The sequence below is a fragment of the Clostridium sp. MSTE9 genome, from assembly GCF_000277625.1.
GTDB lineage: Bacteria > Bacillota > Clostridia > Oscillospirales > Acutalibacteraceae > Faecalispora > Faecalispora jeddahensis.
Genome location: NZ_AKFU01000051.1, coordinates 74,651 through 98,722, shown reverse-complemented (window position 1 = coordinate 98,722; position 24,072 = coordinate 74,651). Strand labels below are relative to the sequence as shown.

The 24,072-nt window shown below is 53.7% G+C and carries 26 protein-coding genes; 2 read left to right on the top strand and 24 right to left on the bottom strand.

Annotation, left to right across the window (positions count from 1 at the left end):
• Positions 1-101: 101 nt before the first annotated feature.
• The 24 genes from HMPREF1141_RS15185 to HMPREF1141_RS15070 form a co-directional block, all read right to left on the bottom strand.
• Positions 102-560, bottom strand: a complete 459-nt coding sequence (locus HMPREF1141_RS15185; RefSeq protein WP_009066043.1) for a hypothetical protein — start codon at positions 558-560, stop codon at positions 102-104.
• On the bottom strand, positions 547-762 hold the full coding sequence (locus tag HMPREF1141_RS15180; protein WP_035317262.1) for a helix-turn-helix transcriptional regulator: 216 nt from the start codon (positions 760-762) through the stop codon (positions 547-549). Before HMPREF1141_RS15180 ends, HMPREF1141_RS15185 begins: the two co-directional genes overlap by 14 nt.
• A 299-nt stretch (positions 763-1,061) precedes the next feature.
• Positions 1,062-2,693, bottom strand: a complete 1,632-nt coding sequence (gene groL / locus HMPREF1141_RS15175; RefSeq protein WP_009065924.1) for a chaperonin GroEL — start codon at positions 2,691-2,693, stop codon at positions 1,062-1,064.
• A gap of 38 nt (positions 2,694-2,731) precedes the next feature.
• Positions 2,732-3,016 carry a co-chaperone GroES gene (locus HMPREF1141_RS15170; RefSeq protein ID WP_009065964.1) on the bottom strand — a complete coding sequence of 95 codons (285 nt, stop codon included), beginning with the start codon at positions 3,014-3,016 and terminating at the stop codon, positions 2,732-2,734.
• Positions 3,017-3,397: 381 nt separating this feature from the next.
• Positions 3,398-4,225: a hypothetical protein gene (locus tag HMPREF1141_RS15165; RefSeq protein ID WP_009065978.1), complete on the bottom strand. Its 828-nt coding sequence runs from the start codon at positions 4,223-4,225 to the stop codon at positions 3,398-3,400.
• A gap of 363 nt (positions 4,226-4,588) precedes the next feature.
• Positions 4,589-5,710 (bottom strand): class I SAM-dependent RNA methyltransferase, encoded by a 1,122-nt coding sequence (locus HMPREF1141_RS15160; protein ID WP_009065896.1) that lies wholly within the window; start codon positions 5,708-5,710, stop codon positions 4,589-4,591.
• Positions 5,711-5,816: 106 nt separating this feature from the next.
• Entirely contained in the window at positions 5,817-6,365 is a 549-nt protein-coding gene (raiA, locus tag HMPREF1141_RS15155; RefSeq protein ID WP_009065922.1) for a ribosome-associated translation inhibitor RaiA, read from the bottom strand.
• 119 nt (positions 6,366-6,484) lie between these two features.
• A complete protein-coding gene (locus HMPREF1141_RS15150; protein WP_009065952.1) occupies positions 6,485-7,327 on the bottom strand; it encodes a fumarate hydratase in 843 nt (280 codons plus the stop codon).
• Positions 7,328-7,480: 153 nt separating this feature from the next.
• Positions 7,481-8,635 carry an amidohydrolase gene (locus tag HMPREF1141_RS15145; protein WP_009066005.1) on the bottom strand — a complete coding sequence of 385 codons (1,155 nt, stop codon included), beginning with the start codon at positions 8,633-8,635 and terminating at the stop codon, positions 7,481-7,483.
• 256 nt (positions 8,636-8,891) lie between these two features.
• A complete protein-coding gene (locus tag HMPREF1141_RS15140) occupies positions 8,892-9,380 on the bottom strand; it encodes a S1 RNA-binding domain-containing protein (protein WP_009066095.1) in 489 nt (162 codons plus the stop codon).
• Positions 9,381-9,416: 36 nt separating this feature from the next.
• Positions 9,417-9,719 carry a septum formation initiator family protein gene (locus HMPREF1141_RS15135; protein WP_020072056.1) on the bottom strand — a complete coding sequence of 101 codons (303 nt, stop codon included), beginning with the start codon at positions 9,717-9,719 and terminating at the stop codon, positions 9,417-9,419.
• 66 nt (positions 9,720-9,785) lie between these two features.
• Positions 9,786-10,277, bottom strand: coding sequence for a spore cortex biosynthesis protein YabQ (gene yabQ, locus HMPREF1141_RS15130; protein WP_009066023.1), 492 nt, complete (start codon positions 10,275-10,277; stop codon positions 9,786-9,788).
• 15 nt (positions 10,278-10,292) lie between these two features.
• Positions 10,293-10,589: a sporulation protein YabP gene (yabP, locus tag HMPREF1141_RS15125; protein ID WP_009065926.1), complete on the bottom strand. Its 297-nt coding sequence runs from the start codon at positions 10,587-10,589 to the stop codon at positions 10,293-10,295.
• 148 nt (positions 10,590-10,737) lie between these two features.
• Positions 10,738-10,980 (bottom strand): RNA-binding S4 domain-containing protein, encoded by a 243-nt coding sequence (locus HMPREF1141_RS15120; protein ID WP_009065970.1) that lies wholly within the window; start codon positions 10,978-10,980, stop codon positions 10,738-10,740.
• Between the two features lie 171 nt (positions 10,981-11,151).
• Positions 11,152-11,427 carry an HU family DNA-binding protein gene (locus HMPREF1141_RS15115; protein WP_009066053.1) on the bottom strand — a complete coding sequence of 92 codons (276 nt, stop codon included), beginning with the start codon at positions 11,425-11,427 and terminating at the stop codon, positions 11,152-11,154.
• A 22-nt stretch (positions 11,428-11,449) separates the two neighbouring features.
• Positions 11,450-12,274: a nucleoside triphosphate pyrophosphohydrolase gene (mazG, locus tag HMPREF1141_RS15110; RefSeq protein WP_009065950.1), complete on the bottom strand. Its 825-nt coding sequence runs from the start codon at positions 12,272-12,274 to the stop codon at positions 11,450-11,452.
• Between the two features lie 48 nt (positions 12,275-12,322).
• Positions 12,323-14,071 carry a polysaccharide biosynthesis protein gene (locus HMPREF1141_RS15105; RefSeq protein ID WP_009065948.1) on the bottom strand — a complete coding sequence of 583 codons (1,749 nt, stop codon included), beginning with the start codon at positions 14,069-14,071 and terminating at the stop codon, positions 12,323-12,325.
• Between the two features lie 166 nt (positions 14,072-14,237).
• Positions 14,238-14,525 carry a hypothetical protein gene (locus HMPREF1141_RS15100; protein WP_009065899.1) on the bottom strand — a complete coding sequence of 96 codons (288 nt, stop codon included), beginning with the start codon at positions 14,523-14,525 and terminating at the stop codon, positions 14,238-14,240.
• A 227-nt stretch (positions 14,526-14,752) separates the two neighbouring features.
• Entirely contained in the window at positions 14,753-15,724 is a 972-nt protein-coding gene (locus tag HMPREF1141_RS15095) for a nucleoside kinase (RefSeq protein ID WP_009065938.1), read from the bottom strand.
• Positions 15,705-17,189 carry a coproporphyrinogen dehydrogenase HemZ gene (gene hemZ / locus HMPREF1141_RS15090; RefSeq protein WP_009065966.1) on the bottom strand — a complete coding sequence of 495 codons (1,485 nt, stop codon included), beginning with the start codon at positions 17,187-17,189 and terminating at the stop codon, positions 15,705-15,707. The genes HMPREF1141_RS15095 and hemZ overlap by 20 nt, the downstream gene beginning before the upstream one ends.
• On the bottom strand, positions 17,189-17,827 hold the full coding sequence (locus HMPREF1141_RS15085; protein ID WP_009065972.1) for an MBL fold metallo-hydrolase: 639 nt from the start codon (positions 17,825-17,827) through the stop codon (positions 17,189-17,191). Before HMPREF1141_RS15085 ends, hemZ begins: the two co-directional genes overlap by 1 nt.
• 44 nt (positions 17,828-17,871) lie before the next feature.
• Positions 17,872-20,049, bottom strand: coding sequence for a bifunctional (p)ppGpp synthetase/guanosine-3',5'-bis(diphosphate) 3'-pyrophosphohydrolase (locus HMPREF1141_RS15080; RefSeq protein WP_009066051.1), 2,178 nt, complete (start codon positions 20,047-20,049; stop codon positions 17,872-17,874).
• Positions 20,042-22,105: a single-stranded-DNA-specific exonuclease RecJ gene (gene recJ / locus HMPREF1141_RS15075; protein ID WP_242824617.1), complete on the bottom strand. Its 2,064-nt coding sequence runs from the start codon at positions 22,103-22,105 to the stop codon at positions 20,042-20,044. The genes HMPREF1141_RS15080 and recJ overlap by 8 nt, the downstream gene beginning before the upstream one ends.
• Before the next feature lie 287 nt (positions 22,106-22,392).
• Positions 22,393-23,211 carry a PPK2 family polyphosphate kinase gene (locus HMPREF1141_RS15070; RefSeq protein ID WP_009065901.1) on the bottom strand — a complete coding sequence of 273 codons (819 nt, stop codon included), beginning with the start codon at positions 23,209-23,211 and terminating at the stop codon, positions 22,393-22,395.
• 195 nt (positions 23,212-23,406) lie between these two features.
• On the opposite strand from HMPREF1141_RS15070, the gene HMPREF1141_RS15065 reads away from it, so the two are divergent.
• The gene (locus HMPREF1141_RS15065; RefSeq protein ID WP_009066092.1) at positions 23,407-23,724 is read left to right on the top strand and encodes a pyrimidine/purine nucleoside phosphorylase; all 318 of its coding nucleotides are present in this window, start codon (positions 23,407-23,409) and stop codon (positions 23,722-23,724) included.
• Positions 23,725-23,756: 32 nt separating this feature from the next.
• On the top strand, positions 23,757-24,041 hold the full coding sequence (locus tag HMPREF1141_RS15060) for a hypothetical protein (RefSeq protein ID WP_009065954.1): 285 nt from the start codon (positions 23,757-23,759) through the stop codon (positions 24,039-24,041).
• The last annotated feature ends 31 nt before the right edge of the window (positions 24,042-24,072 follow it).

Sequence of the window (24,072 nt, the reverse complement as noted above, 5' to 3'; positions counted from 1 at the left end):
CGCCTGTTTCAATTATCGTTTTGTCGAAACACCGGAGAGATGCGAATAGAAAGATCATCCTACTAGGTAATCGAAAGCTTTTCGCGTCATGCTTTTTCTATTTAATCATCACTGTCATTTTTATCATTTCTCTTCCTTATGATGGCTGCAATGAGCGAGAGGAACAGACCAACGACCGAAACAAGAAAGAGAATCAGTGCAGAATGGTCGTTTGCGGCTTGCGCAGAAAACGGCGCCGATGAATTTTTGAAAAAGGAAAAAACGGCTGCTGCAAGCGCGACTGAACAGCCAATCGCAGTCAGCAGGGACGCCACGGTTTTCTTACTGTCCGCTTTTGGGGGCAGATACGCGTTTGCCGCGATTGTTCTGACAAGGTAAACGCTCATGCTGAGAATGATAATCACCATGCTGTTCACGGGATATTCCAGCCAGCGAATCCCCATCCCATAAAGGCCCGCATCCAATAAAAGAAGATAGAACGTCAAAAGAAACATTTGATTGCCGATATGGTTACGTCTTTCGGTCTGCATTTCATCCAGAGCACTTTTATTGATTTTCATATTCGTTACCCTCCCAAAAAAGCTGATCCAAAGTTTTGTCCAGAGCTTTGCAAATGGCAATGCACAGGTTGATCGAGGGATTATAGTCGCCTTTCTCAATTGCGTTCATTGTTTGTCGAGCGACCCCAACAGCATCGGCCAAATCTTTTTGTGTCATATCCTTTGCGGCCCGCGCAGCCTTGATTCGTAAATTCTTCCCCATCATTGCCACCTCCTGCAGCATATAGTATCATATCAGCGTCACAAAGTCAAATATGCATGACAAAAAACTTTATATATACGACTATTCTATCAATTCTTTTCAATGACGCAAAACCGTCCCGCTGATGCAGATGAGGTTGTTTCTTGCTTTTTTCTTCAACAATTCAATATCAAAAGCCGATGTCACGTCACAAAGCGGAGCGCAGCTCTTTCTTTGGCAATTGTGACAGAGAAAGGTTTTTCCGCATAAAAAAAGCGATGCTGAAACCAGCATCGCTTTTTTTCAGATGTGTTTTAGGCTTAATACATGCCGCCCATGCCGCCGTCTGCAGGCATTGCGGGAGCAGCCACCGGCTCCTTCTTATCCGCAACCAGAGATTCGGTGGTCAGAATCATGGCCGCGATGGAAGCGGCGTTCTGCAGCGCAGAACGGGATACCTTGGTAGGATCAACGATACCCGCATTGATCATATCGCCGTACTCCTGCGTCAGCGCGTTAAAGCCATAGCCGACCTTGTTTTCCTTCTTCAGGTTCTCAACAATAACGGAACCTTCGAGGCCCGCGTTCACGGCAATCTGACGCACGGGTTCTTCCAGAGCTTTCAGAACGATCTGCACGCCGGTCTTTTCGTCGCCTTCCGTGCTTTCCAGCAGCTTCTCCGCCGCGGGAATCGCGTTGATGAACGCAACGCCGCCGCCGGCCACGATGCCCTCTTCCACAGCAGCCTTGGTTGCCGCCAGAGCATCTTCAATGCGCAGCTTCTTCTCTTTCATTTCCACTTCGGTAGCGGCGCCGACCTTGATGACCGCAACACCGCCGGCAAGCTTCGCCAGGCGCTCCTGCAGCTTCTCACGGTCGAAGTCGGAGGTAGTGGTCTCGAGCTGAGCGCGGATCTGAGCCACTCTGTCCTTGATTTCATCGGAGTTACCGGCACCGTCTACGATGATGGTGTTCTCTTTGTCCACCTTCACCTGACGGGCACGGCCCAGCTGAGCAATCGTGGTGTCCTTCAGCTCCAGGCCAAGCTCTTCAGAGATCACCTGGCCGCCAGTCAGAACCGCAATATCGCGCAGCATATCTTTTCTTCTGTCGCCAAAGCCGGGGGCCTTTACGCCAACGCAGGTAAAGGTGCCGCGCAGCTTGTTGAGGATCAGGGTGGTCAGCGCCTCGCCCTCGATGTCCTCAGCGATCATCACGAGCTTCTTGCCGGACTGTACGATACTCTCGAGCAGGGGCAGAATCTCCTGAATGTTAGAAATCTTCTTATCGGTAATGAGGATATAGGCGTCGTCGATTACGGCCTCCATCTTATTGGTATCAGTTACCATATAAGGGGTGATATAGCCGCGGTCAAACTGCATGCCTTCTACAACCTCGGAGTATGTCTCGGCAGTCTTGGACTCTTCCACGGTGATTACGCCGTCAGAGCTGACCTTTTCCATCGCTTCCGCGATCAGCTTGCCGATGAATTCATCCGCAGAGGAAACGGTAGCCACTCTCGCGATATCGTCGGAGCCGGAAACCTTTTTGGAATTGTCGATGATCGCTTTGACAGCAGCGTCAACCGCTTTCTGCATTCCCTTGCGCAGGATCATGGGGTTAGCGCCTGCAGCCAGATTCTTCATGCCCTCGCGGACCAGAGCCTGTGCCAGCAGAGTGGCGGTGGTGGTACCGTCGCCGGCCACGTCGTTGGTTTTGATCGCAACCTCTTTGACGAGCTGTGCGCCCATGTTCTCAAAGGCATCCTCGAGCTCGATCTCTTTGGCGATGGTTACGCCGTCGTTGGTGATCAGCGGAGCGCCGAACTTCTTATCGAGCACCACGTTGCGGCCTTTCGGGCCCAGGGTAATCTTAACGGTATCGGCCAGCTGGTTTACGCCGCTCATCAGAGCTTTTCTGGCTTCCACGTCGAAAATAATCTGCTTTGCCATACTGCATTCCTCCTAAATTTCTGAATCAAAATGAAAAATCATTCCACAACAGCAAGAATATCCGACTGCCGTACAATGGTGTACTCTTCGCCGTCGATCTTCACTTCTGTTCCGGCATATTTGCTGCTGATGACCTTATCGCCCACCTTTACGTACATGGTAACCTCTTTGCCGTCTACCATACCGCCGGGGCCGACCGCGATAACAGACGCGATCTGGGGCTTCTCTTTTGCGGAACCGGCCAGCAGGATACCGCTCTTTGTGGTTTCCTCTGCCTCTTCCATTTTAATCAGAACTCTGTCGGAAAGTGGTTTGATCGTCATTTCCTATTTCCTCCTTATAAAAAATCAAATGATTGATTTGGTTTAGCACTCAATATCCTCGAGTGCTAAGACTTATTTTAGCCGCTGGACACATAAAAATCAAGAGGTTTTTTCCTAAAATACGGAATTTCATAATTTTTTTACAATTGCTATCTTTGCTTTTTGAGGTTAGCTTTCCTCTCAAATTTTACCTGATTCATCCAGAATAAAATAAGGGCCTCCTTCCGACTTCGAAATAGCCGAAAGGGGGCCTGTGTAAAATTCATGGCTGAACGCTCCGATTTAGATCAAAATACACGGCTTCCGACATACAGTGATAAGAATTTCCGTTATAGGAAACGGTAATATATGGCTGAATCGCGGCGCTCTTCAAGTTCGTTTTTATCCGTAATCAACCGCATATATTTGAAAGCTCTCGATATCCGACGCTGTTTTTGTGGTTGAATAATAATCTTTTGCATCCTTTGTCGCTTCTTCATCATATTTCCAGTTTATCGCTTCAGCCGATATCCGGTTTGAATCCTCTGAAATTACAGCGTGAAAGGTTATCGTATCCGGATGTTTGGATGGTACCGCTACTCTGTAGGTCAGCATCATATCCTCAGTCGCCGTATCCAGAAGATCGATTCTATTTTCAAACATAAAGCAATTTTTTGTTTCTGCATAAGGAACAGGCTGAATATCATATTTTCCAACCGGAGATTCCGTTAAAATTCCGTTTTCTTCCATTCTGATCCCAGTAACTATTGTTTTTTCCTGTATTTTTTCTTTGAATATTACTTTTAGTTGAATTTCGCGGCTCTCTTTATCGTCTCCCGATACCAGCCAATCAGCGGAAGAAACGAAAAGCTCTTGATTCTGCTCCGTAACTACCGATTGAATCTGAAAAAACTTTTTTAATTGATTCATGATCTTATCATTTTCCGAATTGGTAAAATCACCTTTTACCGTTCCAAAAAAGCTAAGTTCCGACCACCATGCAGGATTGTTTCCACTGTCAGGATGAAGATAGCCCTCAGTAGGATAAAACTCTATGGAGTCAATCACAGGGGCCGGGTTTTCCAAAGCTGAATGCTCTATTTTATCGATTTCAGATGCAGAACCAGTTGCTGAAAAACGTTCTTCTTTTATCCACTCTATACACGAAGCGGAGGATACCATGATAAAACAAATCAGAAGAAATAAAAAGCATCGAAAGTGTACTTTCATGATCCCACCTCATAACTTACATAAATTCAAAATGGAATAGAAGGTATTCACAGTAAGTAACATTACCTCCTATCCCATTGCATACGAATCAGTGTTTTCAGTCAATTACCATCAATAAATACTTTGGGAAGTGATTCGTTTATTATTCGGCTTACCAAAAGCCTCTCCGCTTCCCGTTCTATTGTTTTCTTACAGGTCTTTGAAAGATTTATACATTTTCCAATTTTTATTTACAATAGCATGAATTGACATATTTTAAATATATTAATAAGAAATATATTGGTATAAAAATATATTATTATTGATAATAAAAGTAAAAGGCAGGATTCCATGTGGAATCCTGCCTTTTACTTTCTCTCTCTTCTACGCTTTATAATAGCTGTACAGCTGGCATTTGATCATTCCGTTATACAGCTTGCGGCGCTTGTCTGCAGGACGGCCAAAGCAGCTTTCAAACGTTTCGTCGGGGCTGATGATGTGGTAGCTCCAGCCGCGTTTGGGAACAAAGCGCTGCCCCATGGCCGTATACAGCTCCTCCGCCTGACTCAGGTCGAGCAGGCGCTCGCCGTAGGGCGGGTTGCAGATCACACAGCCGCGCTCGCCCTCTTCCGCAAAGTCGCGGATGTCGCGCTTTTCCGCCCGGATATGGGCGATGACGCCGGCCTTTTTCGCGTTTTCCAGCGTCAGGGCAACGGCCGCGCCGTCGATATCATAACCGGTAGCAAGGAAGGTGCTGTCACGCCGAACCAGATCCTGCGCGCGCGCTTTTTCGCGTATCCACACGCTTTCATCTATCCCCTTCCAGCTCTGCGCAGCAAAGCTCCGCTGCAGGCCGGGGGCGATGTTCATCGCGAGCAGCGCCGATTCGATGAGAATCGTGCCAGAGCCGCAAAACGGGTCGTACACGTGGGAATCCGGCCAAAGACGGGCCAGCTTCGCCATCGACGCAGCCAGCGTTTCTTTGATCGGGGCCTCCGCCGCGTTGGGGCGGTAGCCGCGCTTATGCAGCCCCACGCCGCTGGTATCGAGCATCACGCTGACAGTATCCTTTAAAATCAGGAACTGTACCTGATACATATCGCCGGATTCCTCGAACCACGGGATGCGATATTTCAGCTTCAGGCGTTCCACAATGGCCTTTTTGATGATGGACTGGCAGTCCGGAACGCTGGAAAGCTGAGAGCTGAGCGAACGTCCCTTGACCGGGAAACGGTCCTTCTTGCCGATCCACTGCTCCCACGGCAGGGCCTTTACCGCCTGAAACAGCTGCTCAAAGGTAACGGCACGGAACGTGCCGAGCAGCACAAGCACCCTCTCGCTGTAACGGGAGCAGAGATTCGCGCGCGCCAGCATTTCTTCGCTGCCTGCGAACACCACGCGCCCGTTCTGGGGCTCTACCTGCTGCGCGCCCATATCCCGCAGTTCTTCCGCCACCAGGCCTTCTACGCCCAGCAGGCAGGGGCATACCAGTTGAAATTGATCCATTGTGTTTCTCTCCGTATCTGAAAAAATAGCGGGCAAAAATTTTGTGTTTTACCCGGGAAATAAAACGGGGGCCGCAGTCTGACGCGGCCCCCGCTGACTCACTATATTATTCCGCATCCGGCTCCAATAAACCGTAATCGCCGTTTTTGCGCTGATATACTACATTGATTTCACCCGTAGCGCCGTTGCGGAACATGTAAAACTGATGACCGAGCAGGTTCATCTGCAAAATTGCTTCTTCCACCGTAAGGGGCTTCACCGGGAAATGCTTGGTGCGCACAATCCGATATTCCTCTTCTTCGGCGACTGCGGCAGGCTCGGCTTCTTCCGGCGTTTCCGTCACGAGCTGATCCAGCGCCGCAGAATGAATCTGCTTGTCCAGACGGCTCTTGTTCTTGCGAATCTGCCGGCCCAGAGCACTGATGACCTGATCCAGCGCGTCGTTCATTTCAAAATCGGTAGCCTCCGCACGATAAATCATGCCCTTGCTCCGGATTGTGATTTCAACCGTCTGACGGTTGCGCTCCAGCGTGACCACCACATGAGCGTCCGCGTCCGCATCGAAGATCTTATCAAAACGGGAAAGCTTTTTGGTTGCCAGGCTCTTGAAGTGATCTTTGAGTGTGACCTTACGTCCAGTAATCGTGATATTCATGTACGCATCTCCTTTGCAAATGGAAATCGCAGAGTTTTCGGAACATATTCCTGAAAATTGACCCGAACTCTCTGGGAGTATTATAACATAAATACCGAAAAAATAGAAGTAGTTCGATCTTAAATGATCATTTTTTTATGCCGGGTCACATGACAGCCGACGTTGACCGCAACGGGCAGGCCGGCAATGTGTGTTGCGTAGGTCTCGATATTCACGGCCAGCGCGGTCACATCGCCGCCAAAGCCCTGCGGGCCGACGTTCAGCTCGTTGACCGCGCGGAGCATATCCTGCTCGAGCTGATGGTAAAACGGGTCGGGGTTCGGCTCATCCAGCGGGCGGCACAGCGCCTTTTTAGCCAACTGTGCGCACAGCTCGAAATCGCCGCCGATCCCAACGCCCAGCACGACGGGAGGACAGGGGTTGCCGCCCGCAAGGCGGACGGTCTCCGTGACAAAATCGATCATCTGCTGCGGCCCGGCCGCCGGGGTCATCATCTTCAGGCGGCTCATATTCTCGCTGCCGAAGCCTTTAGGGCAGGCGGTCAGCGTCACACGGTCGCCGGGCACAATGCGGGTGTGCAGCACGGCGGGGGTATTATCCTCGGTATTGATGCGGCGCAGCGGATCGCCTACCACGGAGCAGCGGAGCAGTCCCTCTACATAGCCGCGGCGGACACCCTCATTCACGGCGTTCTCAAACGAGCCGCCGATGAGGTGCACCTCCTGCCCAATCTCCGCGAACACAACCGCCATGCCGGTATCCTGGCAGATGGGCAGGTTCAGCCGCCGTGCGGCATCCAGATTTTCGCACAGATCCTCCAAAATCGATTTTCCCAGAGGATTGCTCTCCTTCTGCACAGAGCAGCGGATGCAGCTTTCCAGATCGCCGGAAAGCTCGCGGTTCGCCTCGATAAACATCCGGCACAGCCCGTCGCTGATCAGGGAAACGGGAACCTCTCTCATACACTCCACACTCCTTTTTGTATGCGCCGCACGGGCGCGGATCGAACCATCTCATACTCATCTCTCGCGAAACAGCAGAGATCTATTTCACGCTCCTTCTGCAAACGGAGAGAGCGCAACGTCTTTTTTCACCTGTTTTGCGGAAGCCTAGTATCAAAATACCCGGCGGCCGGATACAAACACCATTTCCGGCTTTGTGCTGATTTGAAGCGGGTCGTCACGGAAGAGGGAAAAATCGGCGTCCTTACCCGGCTCCAGAGAGCCGACACGGTCTTCGATATGGCAGATGCGCGCGGGGTTGATCGTGATCGCGCGCAGCGCTTCTTCCCGCTCGAGCCCTTCGCGCACCGCAAGAGCGGCGGACAGCGGCAGGTATTGAATCGGAACGACCGGGTGATCCGTGACGATCGCAATGCGGACGCCTTGCTTTTGGAGCATGCCGGGGCACGCCGGCGTCAGATTCTTCAGCTCGGGCTTGGAACGGTCGCACAGAATGGGGCCGGAAAGCACCGGCACATCCTCCCCGGCCAGATCGTCGGTGATCAGGTAGCCGTCCGTTCCGTGAATGATCACATAATCGAGATGGAATTCGCGTCCCAGGCGCATGGCGGTAAAGATATCGTCGGCCCGGTGTGCGTGAAAATGCACCTGCAGCTTGCGCTGAAGCACCGGAATGAGCGCTTCGCATTTGATGTCGTACTCCGGCGGATCGATGTCCTCGTCCTTGCGAGAAAGCTCCAGATCCTCCAGATAGCGCCGGGTCTTGTACAGCTCCTCGCGGATGAGAGCCGCCGTAGCCATGCGGGTGGAGGGCGTCTGGCTTTTGCCGTGGTACGTGGATTTCGGGTTCTCCCCCAGCGCCATTTTCATCGCCACGGGCGCCTGGATGACCATGTTGTCGATCCGCCGTCCCGCTGTCTTGACCGCGGCCAGCTGCCCGCCGATGGGGTTCGCACTGCCCGGGCCGGTAATGACTGTCGTCACGCCCGCGGCGCAGGCCTCCTCAAAGCAGCGGTCGAGAGGGTTCACGGCGTCGATGCCCCGCATCTGCGGCGTAATGGGGTCGGTATCCTCGTTGCCGTCGTCGCCCTCAAAGGTCAGGCCGTCCTCCCACATGCCGAGGTGGGTATGGGCGTCCACAAAGCCGGGGTAGACGGAAGCACCGCCGGCGTCGACCACCTCCTCCCCCACGGCGTCGGGCGCGGGCATGGGGCCGACCGCGGCGATTTTGCCGTCCCGCACCAGCAGGTAGCCGTTCGGGATCGGGTCGCCTGCCATCGTATAAATCATTGCATTTTGTATCAGCATGTGTTACCTCCAAAAACGGGCAGACGCCCGGAAAAATCCGGGCTTGTCTGTAACTTCAGATCGATCGGATATTTTAAAAGCAAAGCGAACCAAAGCGGCGCCGCAGGAATGCCCAAAGGGCACGCGTACCGCATGGATTCCAGGGATTGGAACGAGGCTGCTGCTTCGCTTTACCGGAACGAACCATCGTGCCGATTCTGTAAACAACCCCTGGAACCATTACGCAAAAAGGCGGAGTGTAACCACTCCGCCTGCTTTATTTGGATGAGCCGCCGTGCTTGGTAAAGCCGCCGCGCTTGGAATCAATGCACCTTTTGAGGTCGGACATTTTTTCATCGCTGGTCTGCTTGAACCGAGACATCATTTCCTCAAAGCTGGACGCTTCAGGTTTTTTGCTCGCCTGCCACTCGTAGTTGCCAGGCCGACCTGCAGGGCGCGGTCCGGAAGGGCGTGGCCCGGAAGAACGCGGCGCGAAGTGACGCGCGGCAGGACCGTTGTCACGAGGCGGCGGCGGAACAGCCTTTTTCATGGAAAGACTCACTTTGCCATCATCGCTGATGCTCAGCACTTTCACCTTGACCATCTGATTTTCCGTTACATAGTCGCGGATTTCCTTCACGAAGGTCGGAGCTACCTCAGAAATATGAACCATCCCGGTTTTGCCCTCGGGAAGCTCTACAAAAGCACCGAACTTTGTAATTCCAGTAACCTTTCCCTCAAGAATTGTCCCTACCTCAAGTTGCATACAGTAATAATATCCTCCTCTTAAATTCAGAGCCGTTTAATTCCCCGCAATATTTACAAAAACACGTTCGCCGGGTTTGGCATAATCGAGCCCCTCCCGCACAACGCGTTCTATGTACTCGTCACTGACGCCGCTGCCGGAGGACAAGCTGTGTTTTAAGTCCTCGTTTTTGATCTCCTGAATTTTGATCTGCTGCTTTAAATCGGCCAGCTGCCGCTTCTTTTCGCTGATCTGCATCTGCTGGTTCACAAGGGCGACCGCCGCGTAAACCGCAAATACCAGAATGGCAAACCGCAGCAAAAAGCTCTTCTTTTCTTTTTTGGCTTTCAGCACCCTCATAAAGTCAAACAGCTCCCCTCTCTGCAGTCCGCTGTAATCGGGCAAATTCAGAATCCATATAGCTGATTATACACTATCGGATGGGGAGGTTTCAAGCGATTTTTTTCTTTTCTTCCGAAATTTTAAGGGTTTTGTTGTGACTTTCGCGATTTTTACGCAGATCGTGCGCACCCCGCGGAAAATCCGGCGGAACAAACGCCCGATCGGCCGAAGAATCCAGCGCAGCAAAAAGTTTTTGATCGCCGTTAAAATCCGCAGAAGAAGCTTCGCTAAACGGAAGGTAATTTCGCCGAGGGTAAGAAAATAAACGCACATGCCGATGGCCTCGCCCGCCAACAGATAAAACCGAACCTCTCCCCAGTTCACCGCAAGGGCCACAAGGAAGCTCACCACGGCCGCGACAAAGCAGACAAAGATATCCTGCCAGATCACCTGGCGTTTTTCACTGCGGGCAAACACCCGGAAAATGCGAAACACATCGTAAAACGCGCCGAGCGCGAATCCAACTGCCAGAGCCATCAGAAAACCCTGGCCCTGCTCCTCCAGAGTAAGACCCAAAGCGCCATCACCCCGCTATCGGAACATCTTGGAGAACACACCGCCCCCACTGCTCTGTTTTTGATCGGTATAGGTAACAGAATAGATTTCCCCCGTGATCGTCAGCTCGCCGGTTTCGGTATTGAGCTTGCCGATCTGCAGGTTCCGGCCGCGGATGACGATTTCGCCAAGGTCGGTATACGCCACCACCGTCTGGTCGTCGAAGCTGTCTACATTCGAGACCCCTGTTGCCGTAAGTGTTTTTCTGTTATCCACAATCAGGCTGTGCGGCGCGCGGACCGTTTTGGCTGCTGGTTTCTTTTCTTCCGCCATGATCGTACCCTCCCGACAGTATAGTTTATCACAATTCCGCTTTTCTTCCGGTCTTTCCCACCTGCGGAGAGGGCAAGGAATCCGGCGCGAAAGCGGATTGGGCTATACTACATATATGCTGGCGCAAAGGGACATATTCTGGCTCAGTTCAGGAAACCGCCTCGTACATTTCGGACGCTTCCCCTTTGGGGGCGTATTCGCTCACCCGCACCACGCGCACTTTCAGGCTGCGCGCGCCGAGCTGCAGCTCCAGCACATCGCCCTCTTTTACCTCATAAGAGGCGCGGGCGACCTTGCCGTTTACCATGACCCGCCCGGCGTCGCACGCTTCGTTTGCAACGGTGCGCCGCTTGATCAGACGGGATACTTTTAAATACTTATCCAATCTCATGAGACAAATTTTCTCCTTTTCTATGCTTCTATAAGGCCATTGAATCCAAGGCCGTCGTTTCTCCCGCCCAAAACGGAAGAAAAAGCACAACGATCAACCCTGCCGACGATAACACAAAAGGCCACGGCAAACGCAAAACGCCTGTCCGCAGCCTTCAATATCGATAACAGTTTATTTGTCGGTAGCATCCTTAAATGCTTTGCCAGCCTTGAATGCCGGAATCTTGGACGCGGGGATCGTGATGGGGGAATTGGTTCTGGGGTCACGGCCCTGTCTTTCGTTGCGGGAACGAACCTCGAAAGTACCGAAGCCAACCAGCTGAACCTTCTCCTCTTTCGCAACGGTCTCGATGATGACATCGATCATTGCATTCACTGCGCTGTCGGCATCCTTCTTGGAAATAGCGGCTTTCTCTGCCACTGCAGAAATCAATTCTGTTTTGTTCATAAGATTTGTTACCTCCAAAATTTTATTTTTCAGTCTGGTTTTCCAGCTGGGGAATGGTACGCTGTTTTACTTCATCCCAAAGCCTGTCCAACTCTTCAGGCGACAAAGTGTCCAGCCGCTGTCCCCTTTCCTTGGCCAACTCCTCCGCCGCGGTAAAACGCGCGATGAATTTGTTGCAGGAAATGGTCAGCGCCTGCTCCGGTTCCGTTTTCAGGTGCCGGGCCGCATTCACTACTGAAAACAAAAGATCTCCGACCTCCTGCTGGCAGTCCTGCGCATTACCCTTCCGGATCGCCTCCTTCAGTTCCGCGGTTTCTTCCTCCACCTTTTGCAGCGTCTGCCAGACATCGGCAAAGTCATACCCCGATTTTGCCGCTTTCTGCTGCACCTTGGCACTGCGCATCAAAGCTGGCAGTGCGGGTGAAACGCTTTCCAGCACCTGTGCCTGAGTCGACTGGTGCTTGGTGCTCTTTTTGATGGCATCCCAGTTTTTGAGAACCTCTGCGGAATCCTGGACATGGACATCCCCGAACACGTGGGGATGCCGAACAATCAGCTTTTTACAGATGCCGTCGGCAACCTGATCAAAATTGAACCTGCCTGCCTCAGTTTCCAAATCTGCATGGAACACTACCTGAAGCAGCACATCGCCCAGTTCTTCCTTCAGAAGCTCCGTATCTTCGGTGTCGATGGCTTCGACCGCCTCATACGTTTCTTCAATCAGGCAGGCCCGGATGCTTTGATGTGTCTGCTCCCGGTCCCAGGGGCATCCCCCGGGCGAACGGAGAATTCTGACGATTTGCAGCAGGTCCTCAATCGTGTAAGTTTCTTTTCTTTGAAAATCCAACCTGACAGGTCCTTTCCTGGAATATAGCCGGCGAAAACTAGTACTATATTACCTTATCCATCCATGTTTTTCAAGTATTTTTGCAATTTTTTGCCCATTCGGGAGCATCAAAATATCATCGCGGCAAATTGCACGCAAACACAGCAGCGAAAGCGAATAAACCAGCACCGCCGCGCCTACTCCGCCCAGCGTGGAAAGATTCTCTGAAAGAACATGCGAAAGCAGCCCTCGAGTCGACCACGCAGCGGCGCAGCACAGGATGGACGCGATGAGCGGCTTACCAAAAATCGAAAGAAAATCCGGCATGATTCTGGTCTCGCGGCACAGGCAGATCAGCGCCGCCACCGTGAGGAAAAAATAGCAGACCAGTGTGCCCGCGCCGGCGCCCAGCACGTTGATTTCCGGAATTCCCACCAGAAAGTAATTGAGCGTCACCTTGATCGTCAGCCCGACCGCCAGAAGCTTTACGGGCAGATCGACCCGGCCGACCGCCTGCAGCATGCTGTTGACCGGCGTGCTGAACGACGCGAAAATCGCGCCGACTCCCATAATGACCAGAACATGAGAGGTAATGGGCAGTGAGGGGCGTGCGCCGAATACCAGGCGCGCCACCGGCCCCGCCATCACCGCAAGACCCATGCCCGCGGGGATGCTGAACAGTGCGGTAACCCGCAGAACCGCTTCCATGCTCTTTTTCAGGTGCAGTGCTTCCCCGCGCGTATACGCAGCGGTCACGTTGGGCAGCGCGCTGATGCCAAACGCCTGCGTGATGGCCGGTACCAGCATAAACAGCGTCAGCGCCATGGAGAAGCAGCCGAACAGAAAATTCGGGACGGTATCTGTCTCAATGTTGATCTGTGGTATCATTCCCTGATACATGGAAAGCAATACCTGTGGATTTTGCTCCATTACATTGTGTATCCGGGTCTGCAAAAAGGTGGTGTCCACCATGGCAGCCACATTGACGGCCATGGCCCCGATCCCGATGGGGATCGCCGTTCTCACCAGACGGGAGACTGTTTTGCGCATGCTGCGCGGCGGCGGGGAATTTCTCAGGTTTTCTTCCGTAATTCCGTCGCCGATCAGCTTGTGGCGGCAGAACAGGAACAGAAAGCTGAGGAGCGAGCCTACCGTTACGCCGAGGATCGCGCCTGCGGCGGCGTAGGGCAGCACCGCGCTTCTCGCGTAATCGCGCGAAGCGGCGGCCACCCCGAACACCGTTCCGAGGGTTTCGTATTCCTTCATTCCCTGATGCAGAATCAGGCAGGCGGCGGAAAGCCCGACCGTCAGCTTGCTCAGCGCTTCGATGATTTCTGAAATTGCGGTGGGGTACATATTCCGCAGACCTTCATAGTATCCCCGATAAATGGCGGTTAAACAGCTGAACAAAATTGCCGGAGCCAGCGTGTACAGCGCGGGCAGGGCGTTTTCGTTGCCGATGATTTTTGCGTAGGCGGCCGCGCCGAACACCATCAGCGCAAAGCCGACCGTTCCGGTGCCGATAAAGATGGGGGCCGACGCGCGGTGGATGCGCCGGATATCCCGGTAAGCGCCGCGGGTGCAGCTTTCGGAAACCAAGCGCGAAATCGCGATTGGGAACCCTGCCGTGGCCAGGCTGTAAATCGGCCCGTAAAAATTATAGGCCGTATTGAAATACCCCAGGCCATCCTCTGTAATGACCCAGGTCAGCGGCACCTTGAACAGGGCGCCGATCAATTTTACGATTAAAATGCTCGCTGTCAGAATCAAAGCACCGTGTAAAAAGCTCTGGCTCTTCCTGCGGGAAGCTTTCCCCATAGTAGCACATCCATTCCCCAAAAATCCCGTTCGGGCGTTTGCCCTCTCTTTGGAATTTATATTAGCCCCGGGGAACGGTTATGCGAAAATCCATCGATACACAAGCGCCCGGATTCCGCCAAAACGGAATCCGGGCGTTTCATTCGTTTGTTTTGCTCAAAAGGGATTACAGCTGGGCAGAAGCTTCCTGAATCTGCTCCTCGAGCGCCTTTAGCTGATCCTGAAGCTCGTCAATCGCGACCATTGCTTCGGCTACCAAATCCGCAGGATCGCTGTCTGCTTTTTTGGCGTCGTAAACCGCTTTGCCCAAAGCCTCATACTTTTTGTTGATTTCGTTATTCAGCTCGGCCGCACTGATTTTCAGTTTGGATACATCCACAAGCTGACCGGCTTTTTTCCCGACCGCATTCGCCGCCGATTTCGCATTGATGACAACATCTTCAAAAAGGCCCATCGTAGACACGCTCCTTCGATTTTTGTTACTTCGATTATACCACCTATTTGGCTAACAATGCAAGAATCTGTCCTGTAAACAAATTATAAATTATTTGTGTGCAAAATGGTCCAAACCTGTAAAAAGCATTCAGACTGTCGAAAACCGCCGGGCGGCGCGAAACTGACGCAGCGAAATCAAATTATTTCGCAATTTGCGGCAGCGCGGCTTTGCCGATCATCCGAAACTTATTCCACGGCGCTCTGGTAGATGCTCCCGCCGATAAACTCCCGCAGAATGGAGTTTTCCGGCACAAGGCTTTCGTCCACCGGCACAAAGCGTTCGAGCTGTGTGAGGAGATGGCTGGTGTAGTGATAGCGGGGATGCTCGCACGAAATTTCGCGCAGCAGCGGGATGGCCTTACGGCGCAGAATACAGGGCTCATACATGTGGATGGAATTGATCGTGATGTTGCTCACGCTCTTGTACGGACGGATATAGTTGTTCTCGCCGTCAAGCACATTCTGCCACATGGAGAGCGTTCGCTCGGGGCCGGCACCGCGGAAGCTGTAATCGCGCACCACGCGGCGGATAAACCGCAGATCGTTGTGCGACAGCACCACGCCCGCGCTGTCTTTAATATCCTGCTTGACGCTGATGTACAGCTTGAGCAGGTGATCCTGCGGCAGGTGCGCGCTGATGCGCGGGTTCAGCGCATGGATTCCCTCGAAAATGGCCACGCCGTTTTCCGGCAGAGCCACCGGCTTTGTATGGCCTGTCGGCTGATGGATGGAAAAATCGAATACCGGCACATCGCAGCGTCCGGTTTCAATCAGGTTCATCATACAGCTCTCCAGCACGGGAACATTCAGCGCATCCACCGATTCATAATCGTGATCGCCGTTTTTCAGGAGAGGCGCCTGGCTTTCACCCCGGTAAAAATCGTCCAGAGAGATCGTCGCGCAGCGAACCCCGCGGTTCTGGAGCATCTCTTTCATGATCTCCATGGTTGTGGTCTTGCCGCTGCTGGACGGCCCGGCCAGCAGAATGATTTTATTTCGCTCCGGATTTTCCGTGATGGTATTGACGATGGAGCCCAGGTACCGGCGATAGGCGGATTCAATTTGCTCGATCATGCCGATCGGGTCGGTTTTGGCCGCCTCGTTGATCTGCTCGAGGTGATCGACATATTTGACGTAGCTATTTGCGAAATAGTTCATACAGCTCTTTCACCTGCTCCTTCCTTGCAATCATTTCCTCATGTCTGCTGACATATTCATACGGAAATTTAAAATTGAAAATACGCCGCAGCGTATCGGAATACGGGTCCTTGACTTTGCTGACGGCGCCTGCGCCGCAGGCCAGGATCGTATGGGTCTCATCCATGATGTACACGTTATAATCGCTGTAACAGCCGGGCTTGGCCCAGCCGGTATTTTCCAGATTGCCGACCATACGGCTCTGCCGGTACAGATAGTATGGCTCGTACCCGGACGAAAACAGGCTTTTCGCGGTGTCGTCAAGCATCTGCGCGGCCGCAGCAGCGTCGGGATCAAAGCCGTCGCGCTCCGACTGGTTCAGCCGGGAGGAACGTTTCAGAGCCAGCGTATGCACGGTAACGCTCTCCGGGTCAAGCCGCAGCACCTGTTCCAGCGTGCTTCGGTAGCCCTCCACCATATCGCCGGGCAGCCCGACGATCAAATCCATATTGATATTGTCAAAGCCTATTTTGCGGGACAGCTCAAACGCCGAAACCGTCTGCGCGGTGGTGTGGCGGCGGCCGATCCGCTCCAAAATCTCGTCATTCATCGTCTGGGGATTGATGCTGATGCGGGTCACGCCGAATTTTTTGAGCACCTGCAGGCGCTCGGGCGTTACGGTATCGGGCCGGCCGGCCTCCACCGTAAATTCGCGGCAGGACGAAACCGGGAAATGGGTGCAGAGCGTATCGAGCAGCGTGCGCAGCTGCTCCGGTGAAAGGGTCGTGGGCGTTCCGCCGCCGATGTAGACGGATTCGAGCCGAAGGCCCAGTTCCCCAGCCACCTTTGCCGTATGTTTCAGCTCTTTGCACAGCAGGGAAACATATTCCGGCATCAACCGGATGGCCTTGTCCACCGACTGCGACACAAACGAGCAGTACGCGCACCGCGTGGGACAAAACGGGATGGAAATGTAAAGGCTGTACGATTCGGGACGGGATTTGGACAGGATTTTCTGCTCGTTGTCCATCGTCACCACGCTCAGCCGCGTTTTTTCGGGTGTGACAAGAAAGCCGGAGGTAAAATGCCCGATGGCCTGCTCCCGGCCCATCTGCCCGCACAGACGGCGCAGCAGCTTGATCGGGCGCACGCCGGTCAGAATACCCCACTGCGGGCGATAGCCGCAGCGCTCGGCGAACAGCTCGAACAGCATCACCGCCATCAGGCGCTCCGCTTCTTTGTCCATCCGTAAGATGGACTCCGGAAAGGACCTGCTGTCCTCCAGCATCCGGCCGCCCAGGTGCAGCCGTACGGAAATCTGCACCTGACCGCCCTGCTGCCGCAGGCCCGTGTAAACGGTGGTCTGCGTTTCCGGCAGCGCTTCGGGGACTTCAAACACCGTTTTGATTTCTTCATAAGGCAGGAACACCCGGCACAGATTTTCCATTTCGTAATGATACGGGTGCCCGTCGACCAACAGAACCATCAATAAAATTCCTCTTCATTTAGAAACGGATTGTACCGTCTTTCTCTCTCCAGGGTTGTGGAGGGGCCGTGGCCGGGATAGACATAGTAGTCGCCCTCCAGATTGGCAAGCTTCTGCAGGGACTGCTGCATGTCGCGGCTGCTGCCGGTGGCAAGATCGGTTCTTCCCATAGAGCCGGCAAACAGCGTATCGCCGCTGAAGATCACATCATTCACAAGAAAGCAGCAGCTGCCGACGGTATGCCCGGGCGTAAACAGCACTTTGATTTTCAGGCTGCCCAGCTCAATGACGTCCCCGTCGTCGAAAATGTGGTCCGGCACAAAGCTCTCGTGCCGGATCGAGGGCAGCATGCTGCCCTGGCTGATGTCCGGGTCGCCGGCGCAGGGCGCGTCGGGACGGGAGATGTACACCTCGCACCCCGTCAGCTCTTTGACGTGCGGCACACCGTCGATATGGTCAAAGTGGCCGTGGGTCAAAAGGCAGAGCGTCACTTTTTCCGCGGGCAGAGCGCGGATGGCTTCATCCAGCCGCGCAGAAGTAAAACCGGGATCGATCACGGCGGAAAGGCCGGTTTCGTCGTCGGTGAGCAAATAGCAATTTTCTTCCAGCAGTCCGCCGGTAATTGCGTTGATTTTCATAAGCCGAGTCTCCTTCCAATCAGTCGTGAGGGGATACCAAGCCCTCAGGAACGGCGAACGGACAGAATGCCTTCGATTCCGCTCAGCTTCGAGATCACGCCGGCCAGATGGTCGATACCGTTGACGGTGATGGTAGCGGAAATGATTGTTTTGCCGTCCTTTGTTTCGCGCGAATTCAGCGAGTGGATGAACAGGCGCAGGGTAAACATCTGCTGGGTCAGGTCGGCAAGAAGTCCCGGGCGGACCTCCGCCACGATTTCAAGGGTGGATTTGAATTCCTCCTTGACCTCGCCGCTCTCCCAGTGCGCGGAAACCCAGCGTTCCGGCTCGGGGGATTCTGCGATATTCCGCGGCACGTTGGGGCAGGACCGTTTATGAACGGACACGCCGAAGCCGCGGGTGATAAAGCCGATGATCTCGTCGCCCGGCAGCGGGTTACAGCAGCGCGAGAACTTGATCAGGCAGTTTTCCATGCCGTCGATGAGAACGCCGCCCGCCGCCCGTTTGATGGGGCTTTGGGACTGCTTGCGTTCCGTTGTCTGCGCCGGCTTTCTCGTTTTCAGGTATTCCTCGCGCAGGCGGGGCATGTTCTTCCACAGCTGGATTCCGCCGTAACCGATGGCCGCGTACACGTCGTCCATCGTATTGCAGCTGACCTTGCGCCCAATGCCGAGCAGGAAGTTTTTCAGTTCTTCTTCGGTGAGCGCGATGCCGTTGCGCTTTAATTCGCGCTCTACCTCGGCACGGCCCTCCACAATATTTTCATCGCGGCGCTCTCTTTTGAACCACTGGCGGATCTTATTGCGCGCCTCGCTCGTTTTCACGATCTTGAGCCAGTCGCGGCTGGGGCCGTGGTTAGCTTCCTTTGTGGTGAGGACTTCGATGATCTCGCCGTTTTTGACTTTATAGTCGATCGGGACAATGCGCTTATCCACCTTGGCGCCGATCATGCGGTTGCCCACCGCGCTGTGAATGGCATAGGCAAAGTCGATGACTGTGGCGCCCATGGGCAGGTTGATGACCTCTCCCTTCGGCGTAAAGACAAACACCTCTTCCGGCACAAGGTCGGATTTGATGTTGCGCACGATGTCGGTCGCGTCGCTGTCCTTCTGGTTTTCGAGCATCTGGCGAATCCATGCCAGGCGGTTTTCAAGAGAATCGCCCTTGCCGGCAAGGCCGAGCTTGTATTTCCAGTGCGCCGCGATACCATATTCCGCTGTGTGGTGCATTTCCCAGGTACGGATCTGCACTTCAAACGGGATTCCCTCTTTGCCGATCACCGTGGTGTGAAGCGACTGGTACATATTCGGCTTCGGCGTGGAAATATAATCTTTAAAGCGGTTCGGCAGCGGACGGAACATGTCGTGAATGATGCCGAGAACGTTATAGCAGTCGTTGACGGTATCCACGATCACGCGCACCGCGTAAATATCGTAAATTTCATCCATGCTGCGGCCCTGCATGAACACCTTGCGGTAAATGCCGTGAATGCTCTTAACGCGGCCCTGAAGGTACACATTGGGGATCATGCGGGAAACACGGTCGTAGACCAGCGCCTTGGTCGTTTCAATAAAGTGGTCTCGGTCTTTTTTGCGCAGCTCAAGTGTATTTTCGATTTCCTGGTAGGCAATCGGGTCAAGGTAGCGCAGAGAAAGGTCCTCCAGCTCCTCCTTGATGGCGCGGATACCGAGACGGTGCGCGATGGGGGCGTAAACCTCCATGTTCTCCAGCGCCTTGTCGCGCTGCTTCTGGGGGGTCATGTACTCCAGCGTACGCATATTGTGCAGGCGGTCCGCCAGCTTGATGATAATGACGCGGATATCCTCGGACATGGCGATCAGCATTTTGCGGATGTTTTCCGCCTGCTGCTCCTCGCGCGAGGAATAGGGAATCCGGCCCAGCTTGGTAACGCCGTCGATCAAACTGGCAATATCCGACCCGAACTGCTTTCTGATCTGATCGAGCCCGACGGAGGTATCTTCCACGACATCGTGCAGAAGGCCCGCCGCCACGGACTCCGAATCCATACCAAGCTCCACGAGGATGCACGCGACCGACACAGGATGAATGATGTACGGCTGGCCCGAAAGGCGCTTTTGCCCCGTGTGGGAGCTTTCCGCAAGCCGGTACGCCCGCCCGATCAGATCAAGATCAAAATCGTGGCCGCTCGTTTCCATCGCCTGCAGAAGATCATCATAGGTTTTTGAAGTTGTATCAGTCATGTGCAACACCATCTTCTTTGATTTGGTTAATATCACATAATATTGGGGATTCAAACAAATTGACCTTCTGATCTGTTTCGCACAGCTCAACATTTAGTTGATCGCCGCTCTGCTGAAGCAAAAGCAGGCCGCGCTCCGCAAATACTTCCAATGCGGTCAGAAGCCGGGCGTAGCCTATTTTGCCGCCGTCGAACCGGTAGAGCAGAAGCTCCGCCCCGCCCGACCAGCCGCCCCGCTCCCGCAAAAAGCGATACAGCTGTGCAAAATTTGTGTAATCCGGCAGAAGCTCCTCCGCTTCTTTCAGAGTGAGATCGTCTCCCCGCTTATATTTTTCAAAGGTTAGCTTGCCCCGAATAAACGCGTCTGTATCCAATGCCGACAGCTTCATCTCCCGGATAAACACAGAAAGCTGCATTTCACCGCGGAATTCCTTTGCGTCCAGCGTAACGGCCAAATCCAGCTCATCCCCGGGCTCATAGGGAAACTCCTTTGCGGTGGTATGGAACAGCATGCAGTTCGTCATGGTTCCGTCGCGGGAAAACATCAGCCGCAAATGCTTTCCTTCCCCCACCGGGGTGATTTTTTCAAGACGCATACGGTACAGCCCGAACAGCGGCGCCGGGTTGTCTGTGCCGAACGGCTCCAGCGCCTGCAAAAGGCCCGGCAGCTCCGTGCTGAGCGTGGCAGGGCGCAGCTTGCAGTCGAGCCGCAGGGTGGGAACCGCATCCGGAACACCGGCCGCGTAGCGGTTGACCGCCTCGCGGAACGTCTCGATATTCTCTGCGGGCAGGCTGATACCGGCCGCCATGGGATGCCCGCCGAATTTTGTAAACAGCTCCGAACAGGAGCAGAGCGCTTCGAATAAAGAAAAGCCCTCGACGCTGCGGCCGGAGCCCTTGGCCTGATCCCCCGAATACGAGATGACCATGCAGGGCTTGCCAAAGTGATCAACCAGACGTGCCGCCACAATACCGATCACGCCGTGGTGCCATTCGCGCCCGGCGACGACCAGCACGCGGTCGTACAGGCGTTCGGGGTGCTCCTTTAAATCCTGCAGGGCGCTCTGGAACAGCTCGGATTCAATCTGCCGCCGGCAATCGTTGTCGTCGCAGATTTCCTCTGCCAGCTCGCGCGCCTCGTCGGGGTCTTCGCTGACCAGCAGGCGCACGGCCCTGCCTGGCGAACCGATGCGGCCCGTCGCGTTGATGCGCGGCACGATCGAAAAGGCCACGTTCCCTGCAGTCAGCTGCCGCCCTGCCATACCGGAGCGCTCGAGCAGCTCGCGGATGCCAAGGCGGTCTGTACGCGAAAGCAATCGCAGCCCCTCGCGCACCAGCAGCCGGTTTTCGCCGGTGAGCGGCACCACGTCGCCGATGGTGCCCACCGCAACCAGATCGGCATAGTTTTCAATCAAGCCTTCCAGATCGCAGTCTTCGCCCTCAAGCGCCATAATCAGCTTAAAGGCAACGCCCACTCCCGCAAACTGCTTATAGGGAGAAGCATCGTCCGGCCTGTGGGGATCCACCACCGCCACCGCGTCCGGCAGAACCTCCTGCGCACGGTGATGGTCGGTGACAATCAGTTCCATCCCCAGTTCTTTGACATACTCGGCTTCCTTGACCGAGGCGATACCGTTATCCACCGTAATAATCAGGTTTACCTGCCTGCTGTGCAGAAATTCCACCGCATTCAGATTCAGGCCGTAGCCCTCCCCCTCACGCTCCGGAATATAATACATCACATTGCCGCCGCAAGACTCCAGGTAAGAGTACAAAATAGCCGTGGCGGTCACGCCATCTGCATCGTAATCCCCATAAATTGCGATTTTCTCAAAATCGTCCAGCGCACGGCGGATCCGTTCCGCCGCCTTGTCCATATCCGCTGTTAAAAACGGGTCGGACAGCTCCGACCTTTCTCCCAACAATTCTTCTATCTGATTGCGCCGGTGTGCGCCCCGAATCTCCAACATCATTGCCAGAAAAAACGGAAGACCGTACTCCTCCGCAATCTGCGCCGCACGCTCTTTGTTCAGAGGGGACACCAGCCATTTTTTCAACCTCAACCTGTTCACCTACCTCATGAAAATTAATTGTACCATTTTGCGTCAAAATATTCAATCATTTGACAAAAATACTACGAGCACAAAACGGGAGGTTACACGCCATTGTGATGAAGTCCCAAACGACTCCACGCAAAAACGGACAAGGCCCCGATTCAGGAGCCTTGTCCGGGCGAAAAACACCAACAGTTGAACTCAAATTGACCGGCATAACGCCTGCATCAAAAAAACAGAACACAGCCCTGCTGCAAACAAAGCCGCATCGCTTCTGCAACAGTTTGAAACTACTTGTTGTTCTTTACTTCCTTGATCAGCTCCCGCACATCGCCGTCGATCGCCGGGAATTCCAGCGAAAGCTCTTTGAGCGTTTTCACGATCACGCTGAGCACAAAATAATCGCGGAACCACCGGTGATTGGCCGGAACCACATACCACGGCGCTTCTTTTGTGCTGCAGTGCGAAAGCACATCGGAATAGCAGTGCTGGTATTCGTCCCAGAAGCGCCGCTCTTTCAGGTCAGCCGCGGAGAACTTCCAGTTCTTTTCGGGGGTTTCCAGCCGCTCCTCCAGCTTTTTCTGCTGAAAGTCCTTCGAAATATGCAGAAAGAACTTGAGCAGAATCGTATCGTTGTTGACCAGGTATTTTTCAAATTCGCGGATCTCATCAAACCTGCTGTGCGCCGTTTCGTCGTCGATCGTCCTGTGCACACGCGTCACGAGCACATCCTCATAATACGAGCGGTTAAAGACGACGATGTCCCCCCGCTTCGGCGTTTTCTGGTGGACACGCCACAAATAATCGTGATTGAGCTCCAGCGGCGTGGGCACCTTGAAGTTTTCCACATAAAAGCCGTTGGGGTTGATACCGGACAGCGCCTTTCGCACGGTGCCGTCCTTCCCGCTGCAGTCCATCCCCTGAAGCACGATCAAAAGGGCATACTTTTTCGAGGCATAGAACTTTTCCTGCAGCTCCTCAAACTCGTCATGGAGTTTTTTATACTTCTCCTCAATGTCCTCTTTGGAAAGACCGATGGTGTCATCGGGGCGAAAGTCTTTCACACTGATATGATCCTGATCGGAATTGACCGTAAATTTACCGAACAACTGGATTCCCTCCTCCTTTTGAAACGCAAACCAGACAGCTTAGAATTGGTTTCATTATATTCTTCTGCATCCAATTTCTCAATATGCGGGGAAAAATATAAGAAACAGCGCCGAACGAAGCAGAGGATTGCGAAAAGCGATTTAACGTGATAATATGAAAAAGCACACTACACGACATGCGATGGAGGGCAAAACATGGAACAGTTTCAGAATGTTACCATAGTAAAGAAAGCCAATATTTATTTTGACGGCAAAGTGACCAGCCGCACTGTGCTGTTTGAGGACGGTACCAGAAAAACCCTCGGCATCATGCTGCCCGGACAATACGAATTCGGAACAGGAGACAGCGAGCTGATGGAAATTCTGGCGGGCACAGTGAGAGTACTCCTGCCGGGCCGGACAGAATGGCAGACCATTGAGGCAGGACAGAGCTTTGAGGTTCCCGCCAACAGCAAATTCCAGATTGAAATGCAGGAGCCCGTGGACTATTGCTGCTCTTACGGCAAAGAATAACTCACGGACAAAGCAAACAGGAGGCCTTTCTCATGGGTCTTTTTTCTCCCCGCTGGCACGAGGTCTTTTTCAGCACCAATCCGGAACAATTTTTCCGCGGCCAGAATGTGTTGAGAGAGCACGGCCTGCCGTTTAAAACCAAGACGGAAAACCGCGCCTTCCGGGAATCCAGAAATAATCTGGGCGGAAGAACCCCCATGCTGACCAGAGTGCACTTCGGCCCGGAAAGCGGCGATGAGTACCGGATTTTTGTCGCGGAGGAAAACACCGCGGCAGCCAGGTTTCTGCTGCAAAACAACGAGAGAACAGACGGATAAACACAAAGAAAGCAGGCCCGAAGCCGGAAAA